An 11,710-nucleotide genomic window follows, 5' to 3' on the forward strand; every position below is an offset into this window, starting at 1 on the left:
CCGGCGCCGCAAACTGCCGGTGGCCGTGACCGTGGCGCGCAGGAAATCGACGAAATTCCTGAGACGAACCCTTTCGAGGGTGAGAACGCCGCCTTCCTCGATGATGTTCGCGCTCTCGGAGTTGATGTTGCAGGTGTCGAAGGTCAGGTGGTTTCTGCTGGCTATCTGGTTTGTGATGAGCAGACCGCTATCTTACAGGCAGTGGCTGGGCAGCTGATCGGGCAGCAGCGCACTGACAGAGAATTTGAAGATTTGGTTGATAAGTTGACGGAATCCGCGCGCGGGCGCTTTTGCTAGTGCTAGTGCGGTAGTTATGTGCTAGAAAATTCCGCAGTCGTGCTCAATCAAGAAATGTGAAGCTATGAGAAAAGTGCTCACGGTTGTCGCCGTGATCGTCCTGATCGTTCTGATCGGTGCCGGGGTAGTGCAATACCTGAACGGCGATGATCCGATGGCCCCGGACGACCAGGCTCGTCCTGCCGAAGAAGCTGAAGGGCCAGTGCAACCGGAATGGTGCCCGCGCGTGGAGTTTATTGCTGCACCGGGCACATGGGAATCTGCTGCGGATGATGACCCGTTCAATCCACAGGCGAACCCTCATTCATTCTTGCTGAATGTCACCCGCCCGCTGCAGGAGCGTTACGCTCCGGACGATGTGCGTGTATGGACTTTGCCGTATTCTGCGCAGTTTGCCAACGTGCAGAATCAGGATCAACTGACTTATGACGAATCTCGTGAAGAAGGTACGCAGAAGGTGCGTGAGCGCTTGCTTTCTACTCATGGGGAATGTCCGTTAACTGACTTTGCCATGACTGGGTTTTCCCAAGGCGCGGTAATTTTGGGCGATATCGTCAATGAGATCGGTAATCATCGTGGCCCGATCTCTCCCGAGCGGGTTCGTGGTGTTGCTTTGCTTGCCGACGGCCGTCGTACTGCGGATCAGGGCATCAACCCTGGCAACCCCGTTGGCGGAGTTGGTGCCGAGGTGTCGCTGAAACCGGTCGAGGGGCTGGTGCAAAATGTCACTCCGGGTGCATCAATGCGGGGTGCGCGTGATGGTTTTGGTGCGTTGCAGGATCGTACTTTCCAGATCTGTGCTTCGAGTGACCCGATCTGCGCTGCACCGGAAAGCGTGATTGATGGTTTAGGACGGGCTTTGGAGCTGGCGAATAATTCGCACGCGCAATACGGCACTAATACGGACGTTGTTCCCGGAACAACTGCGGATCAGTGGATTAAGAATTGGGCTATCGAGACCATCGATCATGGTTAGCCAGATAGGTTTGCTCGGAATGTGAACCTCACCAGCACCGCCATGTTGAAAGTCTTTCGGCGTGGCGGTTTTTCGGCGTGGCGAATCGTGATTGTGAATTAGAACTCATATCATTTGGTGTATATGTTATAGATGTTAACGTTTCTTATTTTGTTTCCGATAGCACCTGGTAGTTGCATGACTTCTGCGCCAAAGTAGGCTGGAATCTTAGATAAACAAACATTTTCGACCGGTACTACTTTCACCGGTGTTAGTTCAAAGAAGGAATCACCATGGATCTTAAAGCAGCAATGAGTCAGTTTTACGACGGCCAGGGCAACCTGAAACTCGCCCCGCAATTGTCCCTAGTCGGGCTGGCGGAATTGCTCTATCAGGGTGATCTACACACCGGTGGAGCAGACCGGCATTGCCTGCGCTTCTGGGATTACTCCCAGTCTCGCGAAGGTACTGCGGTTGATTTCACTCGACAAGAGATCAACATTCGCATCAAATCTGTGGCTGCGCGTTTGCAGCAGGTTGCCAAGATGGGCGACCGGGTCGCGATTTTGATGGGAAATTCTCCGGAATACATTTTCGGCTTTGTGGGTGCGATGTATGCCGGTATGGTTCCGGTGCCTCTTTACGACCCGAATGAACCAGGCCATGAAGGACACCTGACGGCGGTCTTCGCTGATTGCAGCCCGAAGTTGGTGCTTACCAACCGCCCTTCGGCAGCGGCGGTGCGTGATCACTTCAAAAAACTCCCGGTTCGTGAACGCCCCCGTATCTTGGCGGTAGATTCGCTGCCGGATTCCTTGGCTGATTCCTACATCAACCCACAGCAGACCATCGAAGGCCAGCAGCGCATGGCTTCGTCGACGGTGATGCCCATTGACGAACCAGCTTTCTTGCAGTACACCTCTGGTTCTACGCGCACCCCGGCTGGTGTGGAACTGACGAACCGTTCGATTCTGACCAACGTATTGCAGATCTTCGAAGCAGCTCGCCTGCGCCTGCCGTTGCGTTTGGTGTCGTGGTTGCCGCTGCACCACGACATGGGAATTATTCTGAGCCTGTTCGCCACGATCATGGGGCTGCGCAATGAGATCATGTCTCCGAAAGATTTCATCCAGCAACCAGCACGTTGGACGCGCATGATCTCAGCTCGCGAAGGCGACGACAGCAATGGTGTTTACACTGTGATTCCGAACTTCGCATTGGATCTCGCAGTTCGTTATGGCAATGAAGACGGCCTGGATTTCTCGAATATTAACGGCATCATCATTGGTTCAGAGCCAGTGACGGTGAAAGCGCTGAATTCCTTCCTGGATGCTTTTGAGCCAAAAGGTTTGACTCGTCGCATGCTGCGTCCGTCGTACGGCTTGGCGGAAGCTTCGCTGATGGTGACCACCCCGCAGACCGAGGATCGCCCAAAGGTGAAGTACTTTGAGCGCGACGAAATTGCGCAGGGCAAGGCCGTGGAGACTGCTAGCGAAGATGGCGTGGCGTTTATTTCCAATGGTGAAGTCGTGCGTCCACAATTTCTGACCATCGTGGACCCAGAAACTAAAGCCGAATTGCCAGATTCTACCGTCGGAGAGGTGTGGTGCCACGGTGACAACATGGCTGCGGGCTACCTGAACCGTCCGGAAGAAACTGCGGCTACTTTCCACAACACCATTGGAGAGCGGCTGGAGGACTCCCGCGTGGCTGAAGCTCCGGCGGATAAGTGGATGGCCACCGGTGACCTGGGCGTGCTTATCGACGGCGAGCTGTTTATCACTGGTCGTTTGAAAGATATGATCATCATTGCTGGTCGCAACCATTACCCGCAGGATATTGAGCACACCGTGATGACCGCCAGCGAGCACGTGCGTAGCGATTCCGTGGCTGCCTTTGCGGTCTCCGCAGAAAACACCGAGGAACTCGTGCTGCTGGTAGAACGTGCCGACCAAGCCGAAGAATCCGGAGACGAACAGGCAATTTCCGCCATCCGCGCGGAAGTTACCGCACGCCATGGTGTGCGTCCGTATGATATTCAGTTCCTGGCTCCTGGCGAGCTCTCCCGCTCGTCGGCAGGAAAAATCGCGCGGCAGGTAGCAAAGAAGAAGTATGAGGGAACTGAGGGAGAAGCCTAAATGACAGTTGAGCAGCTGAAGAGCTGGCTGACCGAGTGGGTAGTGAAGGTCACGGACCTTCCCGTTGAAGAGGTATCGGAAAACAAGCCGCTGGAAGCGCTGGGGCTTTCTTCGCGCGATGCGGTGATCCTGTCGGGTGAATTGGAAACCTTGCTGGATACCCGACTGGATCCGACTATCGCCTATGAATACCCCACCATTGCGTCACTGGCTCAACGGCTGGTCGACGGTCCGGCGGAAGATAGCGCGCGGGCCGGGGCTGCCCAGCAGTCTTACGAGCGTGCCGACGTCGCTGGCGCCGGAAACGGTGCGCATGGTGGCTACGGTGGTGATATCGCGATCGTCGGTATGTCTGCCCGATTCCCACAGGCAGATGGCTTGGACGAGTACTGGAAGCTGCTCGCAGAAGGCCGCACTGCCACAGGCGAGCTGCCACTGGGGCGTTGGAGTGAGTACCAGTCCGACCCGGTGATGTCGGAAAAGATGGGCAAGATCAATCTCACCGGTGGCTACCTGGACGATATCGCCAGTTTTGACCCGGAATTTTTTGGCCTTTCTCCCATTGAGGCCACCAACATGGATCCGCAGCAGCGCATCATGCTGGAGCTGACCTGGCACGCGCTGGAAAACGCGCACCTGCCGGCCAATGAACTCAAGGGCAAGCCCGTCGGCGTGTTTATGGGTAGTTCGAATAATGACTACGGCATGCTGATCGCCGCTGATCCAGCCGAGGCCCACCCATACGCGCTGACGGGTACTTCTTCGGCTGTGATCCCGAACCGCATTAGCTATGCCTTTGATTTCCGCGGCCCGTCGTTGAACGTGGACACCGCGTGTTCCTCGTCGCTGGTTTCGGTGCACCAGGCGGTGCGCGAGCTGCGCTATGGCTCGTGCGACGTAGCTATCGCCGGTGGCGTGAACATCCTGGCGTCGCCGTTTGTTTCCACTGCCTTTGGCGAGCTCGGCGTGATTTCCCCGTCGGGCGCTATCCATGCGTTTTCTGATGATGCCGACGGCTTCGTGCGTGCCGACGGCGCCGGTGTGGTGGTGCTGAAGCGGCTTGCCGACGCCGAAGCCGATGATGATGAGATCTTGGCGGTGATTAAGGGCAGCGCGACGAACTCCGATGGACACTCAAATGGTTTGACCGCGCCGAACCCAGAGGCACAGATCGACGTGCTGCGCCGGGCTTATGCTGATGCCGGGATTGATCCAGCGACCGTCGATTACGTGGAAACACACGGCACTGGCACGATCCTCGGTGATCCAATTGAAGCCAGCGCATTGGGCGCGGTGCTCGGTCCGCGCCGGGAAACAGACACCTTGATTGGCTCGGTGAAATCGAATATCGGCCATTCGGAATCTGCTGCCGGTATTGCCAGCCTGATCAAGGTAGTGCTGTCGATCCAGAACGACACTGTGCCGCCGTCGGTGAACTTCTCGGAACCCAACCGTTATATCGACTTCGAGAAAGAACGCCTGGAAGTTGTCGAAGACCCACGAGAATGGCCTTCGGAAAACAAGATTGCCGGTATTTCTGGTTTCGGTTTTGGTGGGACAAACGCGCACGTCGTGGTGCAGAAATACGACGCTGCGTCGACAGCTCAGGACGCGGCGTCGACAGTGCACGATGGCGCTGCGGGCGTGGCTGTGGCTAGGGAAGCCCAGCCGCGACTGAATAGCGACCACGTGGTGTTGCCGATTTCCGGCCTGGTGCCATCGCGGCGTCGGCAAGCAGCTGGTGATTTGGCTGATTATTTGGAAGACGCCCAGAGCAACAAGGATTTTGATCTGCAGGCCGTCGCCCGCACCCTGGCCAAGCGTAACCATGGCCGCTCGCGGGCTGCCATTGTTGCCGCGGACGCTGGTGAAGCTGTGAAGCGCCTGCGTAAGCTCGCCGAGGGCAAGGCTGCGACGTCTGCGTTTAGCGGAGACGCACCGGAAAGCCCGGGCCCGGTATTTGTGTACTCTGGCTTTGGTTCCCAGCACCGGAAAATGGTGAAGGACCTGCTGGAACAGTCGCCGTTTTTTGCCGCGCGAATGGCGGAGCTCGACGAGATCGTGGACTTTGAGGGCGGCTGGTCCGTGCTGGAATTGGTTCGGGACGATGAGCAGACCTATAACACCGAAACCGCGCAGGTAGCGATCACCGCAATCCAGATCGCGTTGACGGATTTGCTGGCGCAGTGCGGTGCACGCCCGGCAGCCGTGATTGGCATGTCCATGGGCGAGATCGCGGCAGCCTATGCTGCTGGTGGTTTGCGCGCTGAGGATGCCATGTTGATCGCCTGCCACCGTGCCCGGCTGATGGGCGAAGGCGAAAATGCTCTGACTGGCGACGCACAAGGTGCGATGGCCGTCGTGGAGCTGTCTGCACAGCAGATTTCGGACTACGCCGAGCAAGAAGAATTCGCTGGTGTGGAACCCGCCGTGTACGCCGGTCCGGGAATGACGACGGTTGGTGGCCCGCGAGCCGCGATTCTGCGCTTGGTAGAAAAGCTGGAAGAAGAGGGCAAGTTTGCCCGCGCGCTGGACGTAAAAGGTGCCGGCCACACTTCCATGGTGGAACCACTGCTCGGTGAGTTGGAAGGTGCCATCGCAGGCATCGAACCTGCTCCGCTGCACACCCCGTTGTTCTCTTCAGTGGACAAAATCCACCACCAGCGCGGTGCGGTGGTGCATAACGAGGATTATTGGCTGGAAATGACACGCCAGCCGGTGTATTTCCAAGATGTTGTCACCAGTGCTTTTGCCCATGGCCACAACACGATGGTGGAAATTAGCCCGAACCCGGTTGCGCTGATGGGCATGATGAACACTGCTTTTAGCGTCGACAAGGCTAATGCGAAGCTGCTGAAGACGCTGAAGCGCAAGGAAGATTCCGCAAACAACCTGGTGGATCTGCTGGCGCAGCTTTATGTTTTGGGCCAACCGGTGGATTTCTCGCAGCTGTATGGCAGCGGTGAGTATGCTGCGGTGCCCAATACGCGCTTTAAGAAGCAACGGTATTGGACGAATGCCCGCCCGAGTGCCGGTGTTGCCGGGTTGCCGGGCACCCGGGTGAATTTGCCGGATGGGCGCACCGCGTTTTCTGTGGATGCTGATCAGGTGCCTTCGGCGCTGGCGTTGCTGGAAGCAGCTGCCGAGGCGATGCAGCCGGGCGCGCAGCTGGTGGCGGTGGAAGAACCGCGCACGTTGCCGGCCCAGGGTGAGTTGACGACGATCGCCCAGCGCAATGTTGGTGGTGTGGCGTTGACTGTGCACGATATGACCGCGGGCGTTGTGGTTGCGGAAGGTTTTGCTACTACGTTGGCGCTTGCCGACGGCGGTGTTGGTGCACACGCGCAATCGCAGAATTTGGGTGTGGCGCCGATTCCAGAATCACCGCTGGCTGCTGGTGTACCCGGTGCCGAAGGTGCAGCCGGTGCCGCCGCGGCCGGAAACAACCTGGGCATGCCTGGCGCGGATTCGGGGGTGCGTTGGGATCCGGAGGCCGAAACCGTCGAGGAGCGTCTGCGCTTAATTGTTTCTGAGTCCATGGGCTACGACGCAGAAGACCTGCCTGGTGAGTTGCCGCTGATTGACCTGGGGTTGGATTCGCTGATGGGCATGCGGATTAAGAACCGCGTGGAAAATGATTTCCAAATTCCGCCGCTGCAGGTGCAGGCTTTGCGTGATGCGTCGGTGGCGGATGTCGTGGCGATGGTCAACCAGGCCGTTGCGGAAAAGCACGGCTCTGCTGGCCCAACACCGGAAAACGGTGCTGCAGTGCGGGATGACCAGAGCTCCTCTGCGAAGAGCTCCGCCGAGCAAAGCTCTGCCGATCAGCCAGAGCAGGCCCAGCAGCCCGAACAGTCCTATGCCACGCAGACAGAAGGAGTCGGCGTGGCGCCACGTGATGCCGCTGAGCGCCTGGTGTTTGCTACCTGGGCTAGCTTGACTGGTCGCGCGGCCACTGGTGTTACCAGCACGTTGCCGGAAATCAGCGGCGAAGTCGCCGACAAAATTGCCGAGCGCTTGAGTGAGCGCAGTGGCATGAACATCGGGGCCGAGCTCGTCGGCAAGGCAGAAAACCTGGAAGAAATCGCCAACGTGGTGCGCGAAGGCCTGGAAACCGACGTCGAAGGCAACATTCGGGTGCTGCGTGAGGGCAGTGCCGAAGCGCCGGTGGTGTTCATGTTCCACCCGGCCGGTGGTAGTTCGGTGGTGTACCAGCCGCTGGCGCGCCGCTTGCCGCAGGAGGTTTCGGTCTATGGCGTGGAGCGGCGTGAAGGCAGCTTGGAAGAGCGCGTGGCGGATTACCTGGGCGATATCCGCAACTATGCGAAGGGACGCCCGGTCATCCTGGGCGGCTGGTCCTTTGGTGGAGCGTTGGCGTATGAGGCGGCTTCGCAGTTGCTTGCCGACGCTGGTAACGCTGTCAATGCTGATAACGCCGACAACGCCAACCACGGCATTGACCTCGCCTATATTGCGTTGTTGGATACCACCCAGCCGTCTGAGCCGATTCCGGACACCTTGGATGAGACCAAGGCCCGCTGGGAGCGCTATGCCGCATTCGCGGAGCGCACCTATGGCTTGGACTTCCCGGTACCGTACGAGCTGCTCGAAACCGCCGGCGAGGAAGCCTTGATGCAGATGTTGGAGCAGTTCCTGGCTAGCTCCGATGCTTCTGAACACGGGCTGTCCGCGGGAGTTTTGGAACACCAGCGCGCCAGCTTCGTGGACAACATGATCCTGGGCAAGCTCGATTTTGCGCGCTGGGCTGATGTGGACCTGCCGGTGCTGTTGTTCCGCGCGGAACGTATGCATGATGGTGCAATTGAATTGGAGCCACGCTACGCCGATATTGATCCGGATGGCGGCTGGGGTGCTATCGTCGATGAGTTAGAGATCGTTCAGCTGCCGGGTGATCACCTGGCGGTGCCGGATGAGCCAGCGATTGGCATCGTCGCAGAGCACATGGACCGTTGGATGAAGAGCAAGATCCCCGCTGCACGGGAGGAGCACTAGGTGACTAATACCGCCGAGAAACTCGCTGACCTGCGTCGTCGTTTAGAAAAGGCGCAGGATCCTGGTTCGGAGCGGGCGCGGGCAAAGCGCGATGAGGCCGGGCGTACCACTCCCCGGCAGCGCATTAATGCTTTGCTTGACGACGGCTCCTTCATGGAGGTTGGCGCGCTGGGTAAAACCCCGGGCGATGACGATGCGGTGTATTCGGATGGTGTGGTCACTGGGTATGGGCGCATCGGCGGCCGTCCGGTGTGTATCTATGCGCACGATAAGACTGTCTATGGCGGTTCCGTTGGTGTGACGTTTGGCCAGAAAGTCACGCAGGTGATGGATATGGCCGCCCGCATCGGCTGCCCGGTGATTGGTATTCAGGATTCTGGTGGTGCGCGTATTCAGGACGCGGTGACGTCGCTGGCGATGTATTCCGAGATCGCACGTCGGCAGATGCCGCTGTCGGGGTATGCGCCGCAGATTTCCATCATGCTGGGTAAATCCGCTGGTGGTGCGGTGTATGCCCCGGTGACCACGGACTTTGTCATCGCGGTGGATGGTGAGGCCGAAATGTATGTCACCGGCCCGGCTGTGATCAAAGAGGTCACCGGCGAGGAAGTCAGCTCCGCGGAACTCGGTGGTGCGCGCCAGCAGGAGCGCAACGGTAACGTGCAGGCCGTTGTTGACAGCGAAGAAGATGCCTTTGAGCTGGTCCGTGATCTTTTGGATCACCTGCCGTTGACGTGTCATGATCCGGCGCCGTCGTTTTTGGCGCCTAGTGACGAGGAAGTCGCGTACACCCCAGAGCTTGACGAATTCATGCCGGATGACACGAATGCCGGTTACGACATCATTGATGTGCTGAAGTTGTTGGGTGACGACGATCAGCTGATTGAGTTGCAGGCGAACTTCGCCCCGAATATGGTCACCGCTTTTGGGCGTATTGATGGTCAGGCGGTGGGGTTTGTAGCAAATAACCCGATGCACTTTGCCGGTTGTATCGATGCCGATGCCGCCGATAAGGGCGCCCGATTTATCCGCATTTGCGATGCCTACAACATCCCGCTGATCTTCGTTGCCGACACCCCTGGGTATTTGCCGGGCGTGGAGCAAGAAAAGGCCGGGTTGATTCACCGTGGCGCTGGTTTTGCTTTCGCTTTGGTGGAGGCCACCGTGCCGAAGATTTCGTTGGTGGTGCGCAAAGCCTATGGCGGTGCGTATGCGGTGATGGGGTCGAAGAACTTGTCTGGTGATATCAACTTTGCATGGCCGACCGCGCAGATCGCGGTGATGGGTGCGGCCGCGGCCGTCGTCATGATCCAGGGCAAGCAGCTGGAGCAAACCCCGCCGGAACAGCGTGGTTACATGAAGAAAGTGTTCATGGACTTTTACGACGAGAATATGACTTCGCCATATGTGGCTGCTGAGCGCGGCTATATTGATGCCATGATCCAGCCTTCGGAGACCCGGTTGAAGCTGCGGCAAGCGCTACGCCAGTTGGCGACTAAGCACGTGGAAGACTTGCCGAAAAAGCACCCGATCGCGCCTATGTAGGTGGACCGGAGAAAAAGAAGCCGAGTGCGATAGTAATGATAAGAACTGGTGATAGTGCTGACAGCAATGCAGCGATATACAAGTCGTATTTCTTTGTTTTATGTGCGAGATAACAGTTAAGCGCGCAAATTGCGGCTATCGCTGTACCGGTAATAGCCACTGAGGGCCACCACCAGTCTTGACCAATGGTCCATAGCAAATAGCTACCGACAAAGGCGGCAATTGTTGCACCCCAGCCTAGTAAACGCGCAGGTTTCACTTGTGACACCTCCCGGTGATTGACTTAGTAAAACTTTTCCTAGCTTTGCTCATCAATCGAGATGATAATATTCCTGCAGAGCCTGCCAGCATAATTAGTGCGCTGGTGAATCCTTTCGTGTGTCCAGTTGCTATAGAAACTACGACAATAAAAAAGGATACGCAGCATAGGCCTAGCATTGCCCATGTTGCACCATGAATTTTGTTCTGTTTATCCACATCAGTACTCATGATCATCACCTTGGTCTAATCTAGCGGCCCTGTGAGTCTGCACCTTTGTCTAGCGTAAGTCTCGCAGAACCTCCGTTCTCTAGCAATACCACCTGAGTTTGAATCCTGTTTTGTATAGGGATGCTAATCCGTTTCGAAGGGATATGCTGTGATTTACTGTTAAAGTTTTTATTTCCGAAGAGTGCGGTGCATAAAAAAGATGAAAGCCTGTGGATCGTCTCTGGAAATATCCTCGTGTTGTGGCAGTCTTCGCTCAGCTAGTCTTCGGCCAGATTAATTCCCGGCTACGGTAGTGGAATGCAATATATCGTCGCCGCTTATGTGCTGTGGGGTGTGTTTCCCGCGTTCTTCCCACTGTTGGATCCTGCCAGCCCGCTCGAGATTCTGGCGCATCGCATCATATGGACTGCGGTGTTGATGGTGGGAATTTTGCTGGTAACCGGTCGGTGGCGCGAAATCTATGAGGTGCGCCCGGCTACCTGGTGGCGTTTGGCCGCCGCTGGCGTGGTGATCACCGTGAACTGGGGTACTTATGTCTTGGCGGTGATGAATGATCACGTCGCTGATGCCTCACTGGGCTATTACATGAACCCGTTGGTTTCGGTGGCTCTTGGCGTGTTGATTTTGCGCGAGCACCTACGCCGCTGGCAGATGGTGGCAGTGGCTATCGCGGCCGTAGCCGTGGTGTATCTGACGTTCCTGAGCGGCCAGCCACCAGTGATCGCGCTGGCGTTGGCATTCAGCTTTGGTACCTATGGCCTGCTGAAAAAGAAAGTCGCCGTGTCCGCGTTTTTCTCCGTCGGGGCAGAAACGATGATCATGCTGCCGCTCGCGCTGGCCGGTTCCCGCAAATGATACCGTTTGTCGGCGCTGCTCCCGCCTGCTGTGTCGACGCATCCGCACCAAGTCAGCGACATACACCGCCACCGCGACCCAAATGATGATGAAGCCGATCCAGCGCTGCTGCGACATCGGTTCTTGCGTAATAAACAGCGCCCACAACATCAGAATCGTCGGGGTAAGGTACTGCAGCATGCCGATCGTCGACAGCGGCAGCATGTGCGCACCGCGGGCATAAAACAACAGCGGGGTGGCGGTGACCAGACCACACGACATCATCAGCAGGGTGTGTCCCCAGCCTTCACTGGTGAAAGTTGATTGTTGCTCTGGGCTCACGCTGATATATGCCACATAGCCCAGCGCGAGCGGCAGCATGATCATCGTTTCTGCCCCGACGGAGAAAAACGCGGACACGGCGACTTTCTTTTTCAGC

Annotated in this window: 6 protein-coding genes and 2 pseudogenes; 6 read left to right on the plus strand and 2 right to left on the minus strand. The window is 57.4% G+C overall.

Annotated elements, in window-relative coordinates:
- The 5 genes and pseudogenes from A5774_RS11575 to A5774_RS09920 form a co-directional block, all read left to right on the plus strand.
- Positions 1 to 297 (plus strand): annotated as a pseudogene (locus A5774_RS11575) (hypothetical protein); the annotation flags it as partial.
- A gap of 64 nt (positions 298 to 361) precedes the next feature.
- Entirely contained in the window at positions 362 to 1,273 is a 912-nt protein-coding gene (locus A5774_RS09905) for a cutinase family protein (protein WP_064834664.1), read from the plus strand.
- Between the two features lie 272 nt (positions 1,274 to 1,545).
- Positions 1,546 to 3,390 (plus strand): FadD32-like long-chain-fatty-acid--AMP ligase, encoded by a 1,845-nt coding sequence (locus A5774_RS09910; protein WP_064834665.1) that lies wholly within the window; start codon positions 1,546 to 1,548, stop codon positions 3,388 to 3,390.
- A complete protein-coding gene (gene pks13, locus A5774_RS09915; protein ID WP_064834666.1) occupies positions 3,391 to 8,403 on the plus strand; it encodes a polyketide synthase Pks13 in 5,013 nt (1,670 codons plus the stop codon).
- On the plus strand, positions 8,404 to 9,948 hold the full coding sequence (locus tag A5774_RS09920; protein ID WP_049150042.1) for an acyl-CoA carboxylase subunit beta: 1,545 nt from the start codon (positions 8,404 to 8,406) through the stop codon (positions 9,946 to 9,948).
- Here the strand turns inward: A5774_RS09920 and A5774_RS11055 are convergent.
- A complete protein-coding gene (locus A5774_RS11055; protein WP_023018802.1) occupies positions 9,941 to 10,207 on the minus strand; it encodes a hypothetical protein in 267 nt (88 codons plus the stop codon). The two genes, A5774_RS09920 and A5774_RS11055, sit on opposite strands and share 8 nt — an antisense overlap.
- 527 nt (positions 10,208 to 10,734) lie before the next feature.
- On the opposite strand from A5774_RS11055, the gene rarD reads away from it, so the two are divergent.
- The gene (gene rarD, locus A5774_RS09925; protein WP_369815553.1) at positions 10,735 to 11,292 is read left to right on the plus strand and encodes an EamA family transporter RarD; all 558 of its coding nucleotides are present in this window, start codon (positions 10,735 to 10,737) and stop codon (positions 11,290 to 11,292) included.
- Between the two features lie 72 nt (positions 11,293 to 11,364).
- On the opposite strand, the pseudogene A5774_RS11785 reads toward rarD, so the two are convergent.
- Positions 11,365 to 11,658, minus strand: a pseudogene (locus A5774_RS11785) (EamA family transporter); the annotation flags it as partial.
- Between the last annotated feature and the right edge of the window lie 52 nt (positions 11,659 to 11,710).

The sequence above is a fragment of the Corynebacterium sp. EPI-003-04-2554_SCH2473622 genome (genome assembly GCF_001665955.1).
Taxonomy (GTDB): Bacteria; Actinomycetota; Actinomycetes; order Mycobacteriales; family Mycobacteriaceae; genus Corynebacterium; species Corynebacterium pseudodiphtheriticum.